Consider the following 17916-nt stretch of genomic DNA (forward strand, 5'->3'; position numbering starts at 1 on the left):
TGGCAGCCGGCTCCGCTGTGTTGAAGCCGGGGGCGATCCAAACCATTGCGGGCATAGGTGGATTGCGAGACTGACAATGCGTGCTTTCTTTGAAACGACGTTCGGGCCGAACGAACTGGAGGTTCTGGAAAGTGCCCTGACGCAATGGCGGCAGACGCATTGCGTCAGCAAGGATGACCCCGAGAGCGAACTTGCGGCAGCGATCATGATCACCCTGTTTCGAGAGGGTTACAGATCATTGCCTGATCTTCTCGATGCCGCAGGCAAGCACAAGGGTCTATGTGATCTGACCGCTCCTTCCAGAGAGCTGTGAACGCAGCGGGCCGTTTTCGCGGTTCCGGTGCGAAGGTTCGAGAAGTCGTCATGTTTCGTCACGTTGTGCAGACGAAAAAAGCGGAGAAAAAGCGCGCAATTGCCGAGACAACCATTCTTTTGGGCGGGGGTGGTCAACGAGAGGAAGGTTTCCCGGATTTCGATTTGGGATCGAAGTCAACAAGCAGTGACTTGAGCTCGACTTCCCGCACACGCCTTGCTGCCTCGTCGGGAGAAACCCAGGCCATCTGACGTTGACCACGTTCTTTATAGTCCGCCGCGACGCTTTCCACCTGGACCTGAAACACATCAACGACGCAGGGCGAGACATCACCGTTCTCAAGCCATTTAAGATAGGTGTATCGACCGATCGGCGCCTTTTTTACGCGCCCACGCACACCAGCTTCTTCCCATGCCTCGATCTCGGCTGCTTCATGAGGCCTCTTCTTTTTCATGGGCCATCCTTTCGGGATGATCCAACGACCGGTGCCTCTGGAGGTGATGAGCAAGATCTCTACCTTGCCGTTCTCCGCTCCTATCCGATAGCACAGTGCGCCACATTGGGTTCGAAACGCACCGCTGAACAGCCTATCGGGCATCGCTGCCAGTTCCTGTAGCAACGAATTTCTTTCAGCCGGTGGCTGCTTACGCCGCTTTTTCTCAGCTTTCATCCGAGAGGCATTACTGATTTTCATCGTTGCTTCAATGGCCAAGCTGCGTTTATGACAGTTTTATGACAGTTAAGATGCTGTCGCAAAGTCTGCAGGGATCAAGCCAAGGATGAGCGTTTTCAGGAAACTGATGCCACGCGACGACAAGTTCTTCGACATGTTTTGAGCACATTCCAAGACGGTGGTGGAAGCCGCCGGAGCGCTGGGCAAGCTTCTGAATGGCATTGATGTCGACGCGAACTGCGAGCGTATCGTGACGTTTGAGGATCAGGCCAACAATATTACCCGCGACGTTCTCTTGGCCGTGCGCCGCAGCTTCATCACCCCGTTCGACCGTGGCGACTTCAAGGATCTGATCCGGTCGATGGATGATGCGATCGACATGATGCACAAGACTGTCAAAACCATCCGCCTCTTTGAAAGACTGAATTCGATCCGCTGATACGCGAAATGGGCGCCGAGATCGTCAAGGCCGCCAACCTGATCGCCGAAGCGATTCCGCTGCTCGACAAGGTCGGCACCAATGCCCAGCGCCTTTCGACCATCGCCGAGGAAGTCACCCGCGTCGAAGGCCGTTCCGACGACCTGCACGATCAGGGCCTGAAGGACTTGTTCCTGCGCCACGGCTAATCCGGCAACGCCATGGCCTAAATGATCGGCAGCGACATCTACGGCGAACTCGAAAAGGTCGTCGACCGTTTCGAGGACGTCGCCAATGAGATCAGCGGCATCGTGATCGAGAACGTCTGATGGACGCCTCGCTCGCCTTTCCGCTGGGTGTCCCAGCAGACCCCGTCACCGTAAGCCTGGGTGTCGCCGCCGTCCCCAAGACGCTCGAAGACATCTTCTATCCATCGCCAGCGCGACCTCACAGCGTCACCTGACTTCAGTCCACATCAGACAGGAATGACCTGTTGAAGGGCGATGGCCAAAGCGCTCATCGCGACAGGCTTGCGCACGACCGGCACGCTGGAGAAGCGATCCGGGATGCTGATGCTGTCGCGGTAGCCAGTGGCGAAGACGTAGGGGACGTTGCGTCGTTCAAGCTCAACAGCGACTTCCTCTGAGGATGTCGACCCGAGGTTGAGATCAAGCACAGCGCAGGCTGGAACTGTCTCGGCGATTTTGTCGAGCGCAGTCTCCACATCGGCCGCAACGACAACCTCCGATGCCCCCATGGTCCGGAGAAGCTCCTCTGTATCCATGGCGATAAGCGCTTGATCTTCCACCAACAAGACTCGGAGGCCTACAAGCAGTTCGTCAGCCACGGTGATGTCCGACTGCTGACCAGCGTCGCGTTCGGCGACCGCATGCAGATGTTTGCCAGGGACCATGATCCTTGCCCGGAGGCCTGCAGGCGCGAAGTTGATATCGACGGTGCCGCCAAGGTCGTGCGAGATGGTCTTCTCGATCAGGTTCGATCCGAAACCCCGCCGGGTGGGCGGCACCACTTCCGGGCCCCCGCTCTCAACCCACGAGAGCTCGCAGTTTCCTTCAGCATTTATTGACCAGGAAATGTCGAGCTTGCCCGAGGGAACCGATAGGCTGCCGTACTTGGCGGCGTTCGTCATCATCTCGTGAAGCAGGAGGGCAATAACCCCAAAAGCGCGCTCGGTGAGCCCGACTGGATCTCCGCCGATCGTGATCCTGTCGGGCATCTGGGCGAAGCGGTGCATGCCAGCCTCGGCTTCGATGAGGCCGCGCAACTCGCCGCCATCGGTTCCGGCAAACGACTGGTCGTGTGCGTAGGAGAGAGCCCGCAGCCGTCCCTCGAACGACTTCGCGTAATCATCAACCGAAAGAGAGTTCGCTCCAGTTTGTGTTGCGATCGACTTCACCAGCGCCAGAATGTTCTTGACGCGATGGTTCAGCTCCGAGTTCAGCAGCTTCCTCTGGTCTTCAGTTTTCTCACGCTGCTCCTCGGTTGCGTCGTTGTGAGAGAGCATGACATCCCGAACGTAGCCGCGGATGGCATCGGCGACGACCAGATCCGCATCGGTCCATGGAACCGACTTGTGCCGGACATCTTCCCTCCAGGTCTCGAAGCTGCCGCGTGGTGTCAGGCGCTCGCCCGACTCGGTTAGCTCGATGTTCTTTCGGGGTTCACCGGCCCATTCTATCTGGTGCGCCTCTTCACTTCGGAAGAAAACGAGGAAGTCCGGAGCGGAAACCGAAATCGGGATGGCGAGCATCCCAGCGACGCGGGAGCCGTAGGCGTTTTCGTTTCCGGTCTCTGCTCTGAGATCCTGCGTATCCCAGATGTTGCGGCCCGCCTTATGCGAGATCAGTTGCATGAGAGACGGAACCACGTCCTCAGGCGGTGCGACACCGAATGATGCCCATTCTCCCTGCGTCCAGAGGCCTGCGCCATCGCTCGCGATGAGCGAGGAAAATTCGCGCAATCTGGTCCGCAGCGTCAGTTCCACTGGATCGGCCGGGTCGACGCCGGCGATGATCGCGTCGAGTCGGGCGCGTGTTCCTAAAGCCGCGGCCTTCTGCGCCCGATTCTCGATGGTCGCGACGTGGAGCGAGAAGTACTGAGCGAACATCTCGGTGGCGACCCGCAACGGGATAGAAAGATGCTTGGGTGTGTTGTGATGACAAGCGATCAGTCCCCAAAGCTCGCCGTCAACGACGATCGAGATCGACATCGAGGCTGCCACACCCATGTTCTGAAGATACTCGCAATGGATCGGCGACACGCTTCGCAGGTGGGCGAACGAGAGGTCGACAGGAGCCTCTTCATCGGAGATGCTCGGCTGCAGCGGCACGGGGACGAAGGATGCGTCGCCGATCACCCTGACCCAGTTACGGACATAGAGCTTACGGGCCTGAACAGGAATGTCGGAAACCGGGAAATGCTGCCCCATGAAGCTTTCGAGCGCCCCCTCTTTCGCCTCCGCCACGACGCGACCGGCTCCGTTGTGCAGGAAGCGGTAAACCATCACGCGGTCGTATCCGAGCATGGCCCTGATCAGGCGAGCTGTCGTCCGGAACAGGCCGTCGAAGTCCTTCTGCGCGTCGACGCGTTTCATCAGCGACTGGGTCAGGTGGAGAGCCACCTCGGTGTCTTCCAGTGAAGCCGGGCGTTCGAACTCGAGGAATGTTCGACCTTCATAACGGTGAACGGTGATGTCTGCGGTGACACCGCTGTCACCCATATCGGCTTTGAGAACGACGGCAGCGATCTGCCCTGAACCTGCCTTGGCTACGGCGTTGGCGACGTTATGCGCAACGCTCGCTCCGACGACGTCGGCGAGTTCCGTTCCATGATAGTCGCGGTTGGTGTCGCCGAGGAATTCGTTGACGTTGGCCGATACAAAGGAAACGAGGCCCGTCTCATCGTCTACGACGACCATTGCACCATGCGGCTGGATGGAGCCGGGAATGTGTATGGGTTCCCGGTCGCAGTTCGTCAGGTCGACCTTGGTTCTGTCATAGCTCAACGTCCGGTACTCGCTTTCCTGGAAGGGCGTGGATCGCCGACATTTGCCACAGGCAAGCCCATGCCGCAACATCTACGAAACAGAGGGGGCTCCAGATCAGTCAAAGGGAATCCTTGTTAGATTTTCGGGGGTCGGCTCGGTGAAAAATCGCATGCAAACGGCGGGTTGCGGGATTTCGTTCCATGACAGGACGCGCTATCTGCATAGTTTCGCATTGGCGGATGAAACCTTTTCCAAAGTTTCAAGTTTCAAGTGCGGGGGAATGGGGACGTGGCTGCAGGCCGCTTAATCCTGACGTAATCAAATACGCACATGGTGTCGGACGGCCGGAGATTATGATCACTTGAATAAGCTTGCCAGACCGACGGATTTCGCCGCCATCCTGATGGGGATGCCGCAGCCCTATCTTGTCCTCGACACAGATCTGTTCATTGTCGGGGCTTCCGATGCCTACCTTAGCCTGACCGAGCGCACGCGCGACGATATCGTCGGACGGAGCATCCTCGAGGCGTTCCCGGAAAACCCTGACGCGGTCGGCACAGTGGAGCAGGGGCCGCTCGAAGTCTCACTCCGTCACGCACTGGCGACGGGAAAGCCGCATGAGATGGCGGTTATCCAATACGATATTCCACAGCCGGGTGGCGGCTTTGCTCAGAAGTTCTGGACTCCGATCCATACTCCTGTCGCAGGGCAAGATGGCACTATCCGATACATCATCCAGAACCCGATGGACGTGACCGAGAGCGTCGTCAAGCGGCGCGAGGCGGACGCACGGCTGCGTGTTGCGCTCCATGCCGCCGATCTGGCTTCTTGGGAATACGAACCGGAAACCGACATGTGGCGCAGGAGCCATGCGGTCGACGTGATGTTCGGTTTTAATCCCGGAGAGGGCGGTCCTGTCGCCAAGCCTTATTTTGCGCGAATGCATCCAGATGATCTCGGTCGCGTTCAGGAAGTTGTTGCCAGCGTTCTGGACTCGCCTGACCAGACGGCAATGAACTTCGACTACCGCATCATGCTGCCGGATGGGAAAGTCCGCCACATCAATTCGCGCGGCGAGGTGCTCCGAACTTCAAGCGGCAAGGTTCGAATGATCGGTGTGATGATGGACATGACGGCCGAGCGCGCCCGCGAGGCGGAACTGTCGATGGCTTTGAAAGCACAGGAGCAGCTCCTTTCCGAAGTGAACCATCGCGTCAAGAACAGCCTCCAGCTCGTGGTCAGCACTCTTCGTCTGCAGGCCCGACGGCTGGAAAACCCAGTCGTTCTGCAGGCATTCGACGAGTCGATATCTCGCGTAAGGGCGATAATCTCGGTTCATGAGCGTCTTTACAGGACCCAGAATTCGCTGACCGTCGACATGTCTGATCACATCACCAAGCTTTGCCTTGATATTGCCGGATCGACAAAGGCACGCAGGATCGAGGTCACGGCCGACGGAATATCTCTCCCGACCGAACGTGCGATCCCGATATCCGTCATTCTTAACGAGTTACTGAGCTCGCCGATGCGGAACGCGCTGAAGGAAAGCGCGGCCGTCCACGTATCCCTCCGGGAAATCGCAGGTGGTCTGATGGAGCTGGAAGTGAGCGATGCCGCGCAAGGAACGCTTTCCGATCTGTCACTCAAGCTCGTCAACAGCATGGCCTCTCAGATCGACGGTACGTTCCGGCAGTCGGAGGGAGCGATCTACAAGGCGACGGTGATGTTTCCGAAGGAGCGCGACTGATGCCCCTTCGTGTGTTGATCGTCGAGGACGAGATGCTGCTCGCGATGGATCTTGAGGACATGCTTCTCGATGCGGGCTACGAAGTTGTGGGCCAAGCCTCCCATATGCAACAGGCCATCACGCTTGCCGAGCAGAACGTGGGCGCGATCGACGTCGCCATCATGGACATCAATCTCGCTCGGGGAACGAATGGTGTCGAGACTGCGGCTGCCCTAAGGGAGCGCTGGAACATCCCGTCGCTGTTCGTCAGCGGGAACTTGGATGAGCGGACGCGGGAAGCAGCCCTGCCACTCGGACCGCTCGGCTTCGTGGGGAAGCCGTACTCTGAGAGAGAGGTGCTCACCTCCTTGGGACAGTTCGCGGTCTGTGACTGAGATCTGGTAACCGTGTGACCCCTCGGAATTTCCAGTCACATAAGTTTCGCTATCAGAAATCGGCGTTTAAGACATGCCAGTGGATCAGATCCCAACAAAGCGTGGCTTCGGCTTATCAACCAAGAGCTACCTGTTTGCCGATGACGAATGGTCTCCGATGTTTTCGGGATACTATCTCCTACTATCCAAGCCGGCGGCAGAACTCGCCAGCGTTCAAGGTCATTGTGGACGCATTGAAGGTCTGACGCAGAGCCGCTGCAGTAGACTGCCGGGTTGAAAATTCAGCTTGAGAGGCAGCAAGTTCGCTTCTCGGAAACTGACATCAGCCGGAAATTTATAGCTTATCTCGCTCAGGGTCGTGGGTTTGAGTCCGTACAAGACCACTCACAGTATCAAAAATACGCCTGCACTGATTATTGTCACGACCATTATAGCCACGAAAATTATTGCAAGGATATGTGGTGTTGGTTTGTCTTCTGAGCGCATAGCGGGATCCAGGGTGTCCTGTGTTTGTGATAGGCCGGCAGCACTATGAATGACCTTGACGCGCAAATACCGCTCGGTCCGGCACAATAGTTCAATTACAATACTCACGCCCTCATCATTCGATCCGTACTGGGATCGCTTTTGAGGCAGGCGTTTTTGACAATTCGTCGTGATGATCGATCGCGTTAAGGACATTGCATTCGGGGTAGTAAGCGCTAATCGTTCCGCGCGGCAAATTGTGAGCGACAACTTTGAGGCCAGACAATTCACGGCGTTTGCCGTCGCCGAAATCGCTGACGAGGCAAACCAATTGTCCCTCAGACAACCCTGCGCCTGCGATATCTGCTTCGCTCATCAAGACGACATCCCGCGTGCCCTCAATTCCTCGAAACCGGTCGGAATAGCCGTAAATTGTGGTATTGAACTGGTCGTTAGAGCGCATCGTCACCAGCCTGAAACGTCCTTCTGCATCATCGAAGGACAGCGCGTTCAACCGATCAGGCGTCGTAAACACTGCTTTTCCCTCCTCGGTATTCCAGACGCGTTGGTGGGCATCGTTGCCACGATAAAAGCCGCCAGGCTCGAACATGCGGCGATTGTAGTCTTTGAAATCATCGGGATACGTTGCCTCGATCAGGTCACGCACGAGGCCGTAGTCGCCCGTCCAGTCATCCCATCGCAGGCTTGGATTGTCTGCAAGCGTCGCCTTTGCAATGCCGGCGACAATCGCGAGCTCGCTCTTCAGATATTTCGAAGCCGGAGTGCGTTTTCCCAGCGATCCGGAGATATGCGAAAAACTGTCTTCGGTCGTTACCGCTTGCGGACCTGTTGCCTGCTCATCGATCTCGAGCCGTGACAGGCAAGGGAGAATATAGGCGTGTCTGCCGGGGAAAAGATGGCTGCGATTGAGTTTGGTCGAGACCATCACCGTGAGATCCTGGCTTGCCCAACCGGTTTCCATCTCGCCCTGCTCGGGAACCGCGCGCAACAGATTTCCGCCAAGACAGATGGTCGCCTTGATGTCTCCGGCAATCATTCCCTTGACTGCATCCACGATGGTCAGGCCGTCTTCCGTCGGCGGATTGAAACTGAAGAGCTCCTCGAGCTTGTCCATCGGGATCAATTCGGTTTTTTCGGCAACGCCGACGGTTCTTTGGCCCTGAACGTTCGAATGGCCGCGCACCGGACAGCAGCCGGCGCCTTCGCGACCGATATTGCCGCGCAAGAGAAGTAGGTTGACGAGCATGGCAACGTTGAGGGCGCCCTGGGCATGTTGTGTCAGGCCCATGCCGTAGACGCCGATCACACGTTCGGCTCGAATATACACTTCCGCCGCATCGCGGATCGCTGTTTCAGTCAGCCCGCTTTCACGTTCGATATCATTCCACGCACTTTGGCGTACGCAATCGATGAAACTTGAGAAGCCCGTTGTATGGGTATCGATAAACTCGACATCGATAACCCGGTCTGTGCCCGACGCCACAGCTTCGTCGTCCGCCTCGATCACAACCTTGCAAAGGCCGAGGATTGCGGCGATATCGCCACCTGCCTTGACCTGGAGATAATGGTCGGATATCGCCGTTTCGTTGCCGGTCAGCATATCGAAAGGGTTTTGCGGGTTCACGAACGAAACCAGACCCTGCTCGATCACCGGATTGAACGTGACGATTTTTGCTCCACGCTTCTTGGCGTCCTGCAAAGGATGCAGAAAACGCGGACTGTTAGAGCCTGGGTTTTGACCGAAGAAAAAGAAGGCGTCGGCTTTCTCCAGATCTTCCCAAACCACCGTGCCAACTGGCGAGCCGATAACCTTATTCAGTCCCACTGAAGTTGTTTCGTGGCACATATTCGAGCTTTGGGGCAGATTGTTTGTTCCATGAACCCTCGCGAGTATCGCGTAGAGATAGGCCGCCTCCAGACCGGCGTGACCTGAGGAATAGAAGACTGCGGCATCGGGATGCAGTTGTTTCAGGGTTGCTCCGATCCGGGTAAAGGCCTCTTCCCAAGTCACCTCGACATAACGGTCTGTTTCTCCATCGTAGCGCATCGGATGCGTCAACCGGCCGGTCATTTCGAGGTCGTGGTCCTTCCAGGCCTGCAGTTCGGAGACCGTATGGTCATTCCAGAAATCCGGCGTGCAGCGGGCGTTGGTAAGATCCCACATCGTCGCCTTTGCGCCATTCTCGCAAAATTCGAAGGGATGATAGTTGACAGGTTTCGGCCAGGCGCAGGAAACGCACATGAAGCCATGCGGCTTGTTCTGTCGGGCAAGCGATTCAATCGCTGCGGGCGTCGGCCAAGTTTCGCCATAGATGCGGACGAGTGATTTCAGCGAACCCCATCCGCCGGCAGGGCCTTCCGATTCCGGATTTGCGATATGATCCGCCATGAAAATTTCTCCTGTTTGACTTCCATATCGGGCTGCGCAGCCAGCCGCGCATGCACCGATGCCGGATGGGGTCAAGCCTTGGCGCTATTGCCGTAGGCAGCGTGATAGGCGAGGGCGATAAAGGCGCCCCCTAGAATGTTTCCGATTGTTGCGGGCAAAAGGTTGGCTGCAATCGCGCTAAGCGACACCAAGGTGGTTCCCTGGTCGATCAGTCCCTGTGCCAGATAGGCATAGGAAAGAAGGTACATGTTTGCGATCGAATGCTCCAACCCGGCCGCCACGAACGCCGTCACCGGAAGTACGAGCCCGATGATCTTGGCGGCCGCGCTCTGAGCCGCGTAGGCAAGCCATACCGCGAGGCAGACCAGCAGATTGGCAAGTACGCCGCTTGCGACGGTTGTTGCAAAATTTTTTGCCGTTTTTGTTTCGGCAAGTTCCAGTGCAGCGCGCCCGACGGCGCCGTCACCAGCTTCGTGGAGCCCGGAGACCGCCGCAATGCCGGCAAGCAGGATCGCGCCCGCAAAGTTTGCGACATAGACAACGGAAAGTGCGGTGATCGCTCGCGTCAACGGTATCCGCTTCGCAGCGACCGGCCCCAGCATCAGTGTATTGCCGGTAAACAGCTCCGCACCTGCGATCAGCACGAGCGCTAGACCGAGCGAAAAGACCAACCCCGACAAAACCTGACCTGCGCCGAAGGCGATCTCCCCGGCACCTGCGAGCGCGACCGTGGAGAAAAGCCCACCCAGGCCTATGTAGATGCCGGCGAGTGTACCCAGCACCACCATCTTTGAGAATGGAAGGTTTGCCTTGTCCTGACAGGCATCGAAGATGTTGCCATACAATTCATCCGGTTGTGGCAACGATGCTGTGCCGGTCATGGGCTCTCCCTTTTGGATGCAACTGCTCCCCCGTGCCGTCAATGACACATGGTTCGCAACGATCCGGCGGGCAGAAGGCTCAATAGCAATTGAACACGTTTATGTGAGTACCACTTAGCCAGCGGTCAGCCCGCGCCATATGGCGCGACATTGGCTTGAGCGTATTGGCGGGGTTCAGGCCGCGCACAGAGTGAGCCAGAAGACGCCAATGAAACAAAAAGCCGTCGAAAAGAGAGCCGCGACCGACACGCGTGTCGTGAGGCCTTTCAGAAAATCGGCGGTTCTGGTGTCGCCCGATAGGTCCGGTGACTGTCGCTGAAACCGGTAGACGGCAATCACCGCCACAATGGCCGCCAGGACGATCCCGATCAAGACAAGCCGGAGTGCCCCTGCAGAAGCGTGGAGGAATTGGCTCTGCATGGCAAGGCTGCAGGCGGTTGCCTGGGTGAAGTAGATCCCGAGGAAGGCGCCGCTCCATACGACAAAACCCAAAACCATGAGCAGGACAGGATGGCGCATCATGGCGCACTTCCTGCGATCAGGATTTGCAGGTTCCAGCAAAAGCCGGCAGCGCATATGGCTGCTGCCGCCGAATAATCATGCCAAAGCCGTCCGATTCTCAAATCAAGCGATCGCACCGATTCATCATGACCGCACAAGGCTCTCCATATGGCATGGGCGGCGAAGATGGCGCCGATCATGCCATGAAGCGAGGCATAGATGAGAACCACAAACAGGGAGGCGATTGCGGCATGACCGGAAGGCGCAGGCAACGTCAGAAAGGCGACCCAAAGAAACAGCGATGCCGATAGAAGATGCGCGCAGAGCGACAGAGCATTTCCGACCGGAGCCAGGTTCGTCCTGCCGCCTGCCAGACGGTTGCCAACGCCAGTCAGAACTGAAGCGGCGGCAGCGATGGCCAGAAGTGGCATGTCGAGCGAGACATGTTTTGGTGGCCAGTTGGGCGCGGAGACCCACAGAAAAAGACAGCCGAAAAGCAGCGAGATGTAAAGCGTTGCGTTGGCGACCAGCGTCAGCACCATGGCGAGATGGGATGGCGGGATCTGTGCCCTGATATGCACCGGTACCTTCAGGCCGTGTCCAATCGAGACCGGCTCCCTGTCGATTGGAGAACCATCACGAACGGTCCATAGCCAGAAGCATCCGATCACGGCGGCAAGCGCCAAGGGAATAAGCCAGTAGAGCTTGAAGAGCATGAGCAGGAAGAAGGCACCCGTCGCCAGCGCAGTCCAGAGCGGCAGATAGGTCTGACGGGGAAGCTCCACGACCTGGTCCGGCTCTCCGCTTATGGGATCCACGCCCAGCACTTCCATCCGATCGTGCCGCGGCATGCCGAGATAGCCGTCGCCGGCAGCAAGGCGCGGCCCGATCTTGTCGGGATCGAGGAGGTCCGCACGGTTATCGACGCGGGCGATGGAGGCGAAGTTGTAGGAGGGCGGCGGTGTCGGCATGGCCCATTCCAGCGTGCCGGCGCGCCAGGGGTTTCGCCTAAATGGTCGGCCGAACTTGAACAACAGGATGAAATCGAGGGCAACCAGGGCGAAACCCATTGCCATCAGAAAGCTTCCCATGGAGGAAATGAAGTTCAGAGTTTCCCAGCCAAACTCAGCGGGATATTCGAATATGCGCCGCGGCATGCCGAGCAATCCGGTCAGGTGCATGAAAAAGAACGTGACGTTGAAGCCGATAAACACCATCCAGAACGCCGCATGCGATAGATGCTGTACGGGTTGTTTTCCGCTAAGGTGCGGAACCCAGTAATAAGCCATTGCCAGCATGGGAAAAACGAAGCCGCCAACCAGGACATAGTGCAGGTGAGCGACGACGAAATGTGTGTCGTGGGCCTGCCAGTCGAACGGCACCATGGCGAGCATGACGCCGGTCAGACCTCCGATAACGAACACGAAAAAGAACCCGAAAATATGCAGCATGGGAATGGAAAAGCGCGGTCGCCCATGCGCAATCGTTGCGAGCCAGGCAAAGATCTGGATTGCCGTCGGCACGGCGACGAGAGCGCTTGCCGCTGAAAAAAAGGACAGCGCCACATGCGGAATGCCCACCGTGTACATGTGATGCACCCACAATCCGAACGACAGAAATGCCATGGAGACGATGGCTGCAACGATCATGCGGTAGCCGGCAAGCGGCGTGCCGGCGAGGACAGGCAGAATAGTGGAAATCGCGCCGGCCGCTGGCAGGAAGATGATGTAGACCTCGGGGTGCCCAAACAGCCAGAAAAGATGTTGCCACAATAATGGATCGCCGCCTCGCGTGGGGTCGAAGAACGGCAGGTCGAATGCGCGCTCGACCTCAAGCAGGATGGAGCCGAGAATGAGGGGCGGAAAACCGACGAGCATCATGGTCGCGACCACGAGCATGTACCATGCGAAGATCGGAATACGATCGATCGACATGCCGGCGGCACGGATCTTCATGATCGTTACGATAATCTCGACTGCAGCGGAAAGCGCCGAGATCTCGACAAAGGTGATCCCCAAGAGCCAGACATCGGAATTGATGCCGGGCGCATAGACCGACGATGACAGCGGCGTGTACATGAACCAGCCGCTGTCAGGCGCGACGCCGCCGATCAGCGCTCCGATCAGGATCAGCCCGCCGAAAAGATAGCACCAATAACCATAGGCCCCCAGGCGGGGAAAGGCGAGATCGCGGCTGCCCAGCAGTTTCGGCAGGAGATAGATCGCCATGCCCTCGAAGAAAGGTATGGCGAACAGGAACATCATGATGGACCCATGCATGGTGAACACCTGCGCATAGGTTTCGGCATCCATGAACACGCTTTCGGCTGACGCCAGCTGTGTGCGGATCAGCATAGCAAGAATGCCACCGATCGTAAAAAACACCAGTGCGGTGAGCATGAAGCGGATGCCGATGACATTGTGGTTGACGGCGGCGAGCCGTCCCCAGCCGGGCTTGGTACCCCATATGCGTTCGAGCGCGCGATGCAATGCGATCGGATTCTGGCCTGACGTCATTTTTTCGTTCATAGGTTAGGTCCCCCGGTGACCGCATTCATGAAACCGTCGGTGTCATGAGCACGGACCTCGAAACGCATGCCGGCATGCCCGGTACCGCAGTATTCCGAACAGATGCCGCCATATCGGCCGGGCTCATCGGCGCGGATGCGGAGCCGGTTCGCATGTCCCGGAACAGCGTCGATCTTTCCGCCGAGGCGGGGCACCCAGAAACTGTGAATGACATCCTTGCTTTCGGCGACGATCTCGATGGTTCTGCCGGCCGGTATATGCAAGACCCCTGGTTCGGCCACGCTGCCGGGCAGTGTCGGATAGGAAAAGTGCCACTGCCACATCCGTCCCATCGCGCGAACTTCGAGGACGTCTTCGGCGTCCTTAGTGGCGCCCTTGAGGAGGAATTCACCTTGTGTGAAGGCGTAAAGGGTAAGCGCGATCAGAACAGGCAAGGGAAGGGCGAGACCGCCCCATAAAATCCATCGATCCGGCGGGAGGCGGCGTCCGAAAGTTGGAACGAACCATGTCGCCAGAAACAGACCGAGGACAAGCGCGAACAGGGCGCATGATCCCCAAAGCATCACCCACCAGAGATCCGCTATGGATGCCGCTGATGGCCCGGCAGGATCAAGCGCCGAAAGCTCGCCGCTGCACCCGCCGAGAAGCAAGACTAGGCCGATCGCACTGACACTGCGGAACCAACTCCACTCTCCATGACTTTGCCCAGAAAGCGGAGAACTCTGATGGAAGAAAAAACCGAAGCGGCCAATCCTGTCACTGCAAAGGTTACAGAGAAGGATGCCAGTTCCATGATCGCGGTGGCCGGCCACCCGCTTCATGCCATGAGCGTGCATTTTCCCATCGCTCTCGCATTCCTGACGCTTGCCGTCGATGTGTTGTTCTGGTGGTCCGCCGATCCGTTCTGGACACGCGTTGGCGTGTGGAGTTCGGGCGGTGTCTTCTTTTTTGGTGTGGCTGCCGGTCTGGTCGGTACGATTGAGTTGCTGTCCGTGCCCGGCATCCGCGAACGGGTGGCGAGCTGGGCGCACGCGATCGCCGCGGTCACGCTTATTGCATGTGCTGGCCTCAACTGGGGTCTGCGGGTAACCGGGGCAGGCGATGTACTGCCACATGGGATTCTTGTCTCTTTGCTGACCTGCGTCCTGACGGGAATGGCCGGGTGGCATGGTGGCAAACTGATTTTCGATCATGGTGTCGGCCTCATGGTATCGGCCAAGGACTGAAACGCTCGACGAGAGTTCGCAAGCCTCCGGGTCGCATCAGTCCATCCGCAAATTCCGTTTCGATGACGGGCTTGGCAAGCGCCAGGAACACGATCATCGCCACGACGACCACGGTGATTGCTGTCGCCATGACGAAGCGCCAGGCGGGATAGGTCTCACCCTCGTTGAACAGTCTGATGATGATCAGGCCTGTCAGGACATGCAGGATAACAAGCACGCCAACGAAAAGCAGTTTGACTGAAAACCATGGGGCATAAGTTTGCTGGCCAAAGATGAGGACCGTGCCGCTTGCCACCGCGATGAATGCGGCTGGCGAAATGATTGTCACATAGGCATAGCGCACCATCATCTGCAGGCGATAAAGCGCATCCTTGTTTTTTACATGTGCGCGCTGAACATATAGCCCAGGCAGACTGACTAGACCGGCGGTCCAAATCGCGATCATGGTGATGTGGACGAATTTCAGAAGCGCTATGAGCAAACTTTGCCTGTAATGATGGGGAAAAATCAGGAGTTCCGGTAAATGGAGTTTCGACCGCATGTGTCTAGAGCACGAAAGCGTGAAGCGGGTACCGGCTTCATATCTTTAAAGGTGCGAACCAGGTCCGGAACCGAGGGCACCTGCCGCCGTTGTCCAAGTCCAAAGACGGACCTTAAAAAACATGCATTGGTTGAAAAGTTGGGAAAAACGCGCGACGAGAATGGCTTATCGGATCTCATTGAACGATTGGTCGCGCTCTCAGGTTCATCCGAAAAGATCACGGTTCACGAAATTCGCGAGGAAATTGGAGAGCGAAGTTTCGGGCCTTTCCTAATCATCCCAGCGATCATCGAGATAAGTCCGATCGGTGGCATACCGGGTGTTCCTACGGCCATTGCCATCATCATCAGCCTTTTTGCCGTGCAAATATTGTTTGGGCGCAAACATCTTTGGTTGCCCCAAATTATAGAGAAGCGCACCCTCAACGGTCACAAACTGAAGAAGGGGTTGGGGAAGATCACGTCATTTGCACGTTACTCCGAAAGCATTTTCCGGCCGCGAATGAAGTGGGCAACAGAGCCCCCGTATCTCCAGTTTCTATCTCTGGCAGTCTTACTGCTCTGCGCTTGCGTTCCGCCCCTTGAGCTAATTCCTTTCGCAAGCACCGTTCCAATGCTGGCTATCATAATGATCGGAATTTCGTTGCTCGTGCGTGACGGTCTTGCTGCCGTCGTCGCCGCTGTTATGGCTGCTGCCAGTGGATATCTCGTCCATTCCGCACTTTCCGCCTAGCAATTGGAGCGTAGCAGATGCTTCAAGAACTAGCGAAGATCGCCGCGGCCCAGAACGCAGGGAAGCGCGTTGATCGCGCGGCTCGCTATTAAGCCGAAATTGATAGTGTTATGTGACGGGAGGCCGGGCGAGCGATCGCGCCGGCCTTTTTGATTTTTAAGCGAGCGCTGGACGGTGATTCAGCGTGAAACATTGCGGGAACATTGAGGGCTTTAGCCGGTTGTTGTGCAGGAGGAATTGCTTATGAACCGCACCCCGCGAAACACCCACGACATCGCATATTACCTCGGTTTGAACGCGGCATTGTTCTCGTTGATCTTTGTTTGCCTACTGATCGCAGGCGTCATTTGACCAGGCGCGTTTCGTGGGAAATCCCGATGGTGGTTCGCGGCCGCACAATCTCCGCTCCCGCCGAAGCGCTTCAGCTGCTGGAGATAGAGATGGCTGGAAGAACCGATCTTCACTATAAGTTGGCATGTCGGATGCTCACGGAGGCGATAGCTGGCAGACTTTCCTCCGCGGAGGCGAGAGAATATTTCGAGGCGGTAGTGGATGAAGCCGAAGGCCCGCACAACGGCTGAACTCTCTCGCGAGAAATTCAACAATGAGCATTGCTGGTGTGGGAACGTTTATCCGATAAGCTCGTTATCTGGCGGTCACGAAGCGACGTGATAACAGATGCATACGAGGATAAACTCATGAAAAAGATGATTGCCGCCGCCGTGACTGTAGCGATGATGGGCACTGCAGCTTACGCGCAGCAGCCCGCTGCCCCGGCAGCGCCCGCAGCTGAGCAGCCAGCCGCCTCCGGCGCCGATGCGACGATGGTTGGCCCGGGTCTCACTATGGGCAAGGCAGCAAACATGCCGCTCAAGTTCGTCGAGATCAAGGATGCTGACCTCGTTACTTCAAAGCTCGTCGGCATGAACATCTACAACAAGGAAAACGAAGAGGTCGGCGAGATCTCTGACGTCGTGATCGGTGACGGCAAGTCGGTCATCGGCGTAATCGCAAGCGTCGGCGGCTTCCTCGGCCTTGGCAGCAGCTACGTTGTAATCGATCCGGCATCCATGGCCATTGCGGACGACAACGGCACGTGGAAGGCGTACGTTGACACGAATAAGGAAGCCCTGACCGCGGCGCCGAAGTTCGATTACGACAAGATGAAGAAGTAAGCTTCATGTGTCGCTTCCGTCGGCTACCACGGATGTACTGGAGCGGACGGAAGCGACCTCCAAGGGCCGGGCGTTAAAGCGTCGCGGCCCTTTTTCACATGACTTCGTTAGAATGCTCTAATGATACCGGTGCGAAATGACCAAATTTCACTTTCAGATTCGAAACTCGGACGGCTCGTTGGGCGAAACCTTCGAGGCGGACTTTCAGTCATCTGCAGAGGCAAGATCAGAAGCCGTGCGAGCTGCTAGAGAAATGGTGTCCGACGGGCTATGGCACGGACAACCTCTTGCCAACGAGACATTTGAAATTGTCTCTGAAAATGGTGAGATTATTGAAGCCGTGCCGTTTCAGTCAGTGGTCAATTTCGACTGATCGACCGCTACGGCAAGCGCACTGGCCAGATGTTCCCGCAAGGCAGGTTTTGCCAACCAAGGGAAGTCAGCTAGGAACGGGCTGTGATAATCGGGATCGAAGTTCGTTCCAGAATGAATTATCGTAGGCACGTCCAAGCTCCGAAGCGCACCTGCGACCGGCTCACAGTTTCTGCCGCGCACGTGGTAGTCGATAACTGCCACGTCTGGCTTGTCGCTTTTTAGATAATCCAAGGCCTCGTCGATGCTCGGGACAACCGTCACTCGAGCGTACCCGAGATCGAAGAGCATCGCTTCCACGTCCAGTGCGATCAGCATTTCGTCATCGAGCACGAGCGCGGTCTTGTTATGTTCTTTCATGGCTCTCTTTATCATGCCAGCTTCTAGCGGCTATATAAAATGTTATATCCTTTCATAGTGCGCGCTGAAGGCTCTTTACGATCGACCATCTCGCAATCTGTCGGAGCACAACAAAATTCCTATCCCCAACACAATCCCTGATGCCGCCCACGCCAGGTGAGGCCGACCTCCGAATTTGTCTCGCGGGCGGCCG

General features: G+C 57.1%; 17 protein-coding genes and 2 pseudogenes. 10 read left to right on the forward strand and 9 right to left on the reverse strand.

Translation table 11 applies throughout. The annotated features are described in order from the left end of the window. Positions 1 to 76: 76 nt before the first annotated feature. Complete coding sequence (locus tag ACRQ1B_RS17220) at positions 77 to 313, forward strand: hypothetical protein (protein WP_432295049.1); 237 nt, start codon at positions 77 to 79, stop codon at positions 311 to 313. Positions 314 to 446: 133 nt separating this feature from the next. Here the strand turns inward: ACRQ1B_RS17220 and ACRQ1B_RS17225 are convergent, their stop codons facing one another. Continuing rightward, on the reverse strand, positions 447 to 983 hold the full coding sequence (locus ACRQ1B_RS17225) for an NUDIX hydrolase (protein WP_432295299.1): 537 nt from the start codon (positions 981 to 983) through the stop codon (positions 447 to 449). A gap of 109 nt (positions 984 to 1092) precedes the next feature. Here ACRQ1B_RS17225 and ACRQ1B_RS17230 point away from each other — a divergent pair. Further along, positions 1093 to 1733, forward strand: a pseudogene (locus tag ACRQ1B_RS17230) (DUF47 domain-containing protein). A gap of 146 nt (positions 1734 to 1879) precedes the next feature. Here ACRQ1B_RS17230 and ACRQ1B_RS17235 read toward each other — a convergent pair. Further along, the gene (locus ACRQ1B_RS17235; RefSeq protein WP_432295051.1) at positions 1880 to 4429 is read right to left on the reverse strand and encodes an HWE histidine kinase domain-containing protein; all 2550 of its coding nucleotides are present in this window, start codon (positions 4427 to 4429) and stop codon (positions 1880 to 1882) included. Positions 4430 to 4772: 343 nt separating this feature from the next. On the opposite strand from ACRQ1B_RS17235, the gene ACRQ1B_RS17240 reads away from it, so the two are divergent. The 3 genes and pseudogenes from ACRQ1B_RS17240 to ACRQ1B_RS17250 all read left to right on the forward strand — a co-directional run. Then, a complete protein-coding gene (locus ACRQ1B_RS17240; RefSeq protein WP_432295052.1) occupies positions 4773 to 6158 on the forward strand; it encodes a sensor histidine kinase in 1386 nt (461 codons plus the stop codon). Further along, positions 6158 to 6532, forward strand: coding sequence for a response regulator (locus ACRQ1B_RS17245; protein WP_432295054.1), 375 nt, complete (start codon positions 6158 to 6160; stop codon positions 6530 to 6532). Before ACRQ1B_RS17240 ends, ACRQ1B_RS17245 begins: the two co-directional genes overlap by 1 nt. Before the next feature lie 142 nt (positions 6533 to 6674). Beyond that, a pseudogene (locus ACRQ1B_RS17250) lies at positions 6675 to 6777 on the forward strand (LysR family transcriptional regulator); the annotation flags it as partial. 356 nt (positions 6778 to 7133) lie between these two features. Here the strand turns inward: ACRQ1B_RS17250 and ACRQ1B_RS17255 are convergent. The 5 genes from ACRQ1B_RS17255 to coxB form a co-directional block, all read right to left on the reverse strand. After that, entirely contained in the window at positions 7134 to 9407 is a 2274-nt protein-coding gene (locus ACRQ1B_RS17255; RefSeq protein WP_432295056.1) for an FdhF/YdeP family oxidoreductase, read from the reverse strand. Between the two features lie 71 nt (positions 9408 to 9478). Beyond that, positions 9479 to 10288 carry a formate/nitrite transporter family protein gene (locus ACRQ1B_RS17260; protein WP_432295058.1) on the reverse strand — a complete coding sequence of 270 codons (810 nt, stop codon included), beginning with the start codon at positions 10286 to 10288 and terminating at the stop codon, positions 9479 to 9481. Positions 10289 to 10462: 174 nt separating this feature from the next. After that, positions 10463 to 10810: a hypothetical protein gene (locus ACRQ1B_RS17265; RefSeq protein WP_432295059.1), complete on the reverse strand. Its 348-nt coding sequence runs from the start codon at positions 10808 to 10810 to the stop codon at positions 10463 to 10465. Beyond that, positions 10807 to 13317: a cytochrome c oxidase subunit I gene (gene ctaD, locus ACRQ1B_RS17270; protein WP_432295060.1), complete on the reverse strand. Its 2511-nt coding sequence runs from the start codon at positions 13315 to 13317 to the stop codon at positions 10807 to 10809. The genes ACRQ1B_RS17265 and ctaD overlap by 4 nt, the downstream gene beginning before the upstream one ends. Then, positions 13314 to 14153 carry a cytochrome c oxidase subunit II gene (gene coxB, locus ACRQ1B_RS17275; RefSeq protein WP_432295062.1) on the reverse strand — a complete coding sequence of 280 codons (840 nt, stop codon included), beginning with the start codon at positions 14151 to 14153 and terminating at the stop codon, positions 13314 to 13316. Before coxB ends, ctaD begins: the two co-directional genes overlap by 4 nt. On the opposite strand from coxB, the gene ACRQ1B_RS17280 reads away from it, so the two are divergent. Continuing rightward, complete coding sequence (locus ACRQ1B_RS17280) at positions 14043 to 14543, forward strand: DUF2231 domain-containing protein (protein ID WP_432295063.1); 501 nt, start codon at positions 14043 to 14045, stop codon at positions 14541 to 14543. The two genes, coxB and ACRQ1B_RS17280, sit on opposite strands and share 111 nt — an antisense overlap. Here the strand turns inward: ACRQ1B_RS17280 and ACRQ1B_RS17285 are convergent. Beyond that, complete coding sequence (locus tag ACRQ1B_RS17285) at positions 14521 to 14988, reverse strand: CopD family protein (RefSeq protein ID WP_432295065.1); 468 nt, start codon at positions 14986 to 14988, stop codon at positions 14521 to 14523. The two genes, ACRQ1B_RS17280 and ACRQ1B_RS17285, sit on opposite strands and share 23 nt — an antisense overlap. Positions 14989 to 15210: 222 nt before the next feature. Between ACRQ1B_RS17285 and ACRQ1B_RS17290 the strand changes: the two genes are divergently transcribed. The 4 genes from ACRQ1B_RS17290 (at position 15211) to ACRQ1B_RS17305 (ending at position 17364) form a co-directional block, all read left to right on the forward strand. Next, positions 15211 to 15816: an exopolysaccharide biosynthesis protein gene (locus ACRQ1B_RS17290; protein ID WP_432295066.1), complete on the forward strand. Its 606-nt coding sequence runs from the start codon at positions 15211 to 15213 to the stop codon at positions 15814 to 15816. A gap of 377 nt (positions 15817 to 16193) precedes the next feature. Further along, the gene (locus ACRQ1B_RS17295) at positions 16194 to 16397 is read left to right on the forward strand and encodes a DUF982 domain-containing protein (protein ID WP_432295067.1); all 204 of its coding nucleotides are present in this window, start codon (positions 16194 to 16196) and stop codon (positions 16395 to 16397) included. A 117-nt stretch (positions 16398 to 16514) separates the two neighbouring features. Next, positions 16515 to 16991: a PRC-barrel domain-containing protein gene (locus ACRQ1B_RS17300; protein WP_432295069.1), complete on the forward strand. Its 477-nt coding sequence runs from the start codon at positions 16515 to 16517 to the stop codon at positions 16989 to 16991. A gap of 136 nt (positions 16992 to 17127) precedes the next feature. Next, on the forward strand, positions 17128 to 17364 hold the full coding sequence (locus tag ACRQ1B_RS17305; RefSeq protein ID WP_432295071.1) for a DUF6894 family protein: 237 nt from the start codon (positions 17128 to 17130) through the stop codon (positions 17362 to 17364). On the opposite strand, the gene ACRQ1B_RS17310 is transcribed toward ACRQ1B_RS17305, so the two are convergent. Further along, on the reverse strand, positions 17340 to 17723 hold the full coding sequence (locus ACRQ1B_RS17310; RefSeq protein ID WP_432295072.1) for a response regulator: 384 nt from the start codon (positions 17721 to 17723) through the stop codon (positions 17340 to 17342). The genes ACRQ1B_RS17305 and ACRQ1B_RS17310 overlap by 25 nt on opposite strands. Between the last annotated feature and the right edge of the window lie 193 nt (positions 17724 to 17916).

This window comes from Endobacterium panacihumi (assembly GCF_050847465.1).
In the GTDB taxonomy this organism is placed as follows: domain Bacteria; phylum Pseudomonadota; class Alphaproteobacteria; order Rhizobiales; family Rhizobiaceae; genus Neorhizobium; species Neorhizobium panacihumi.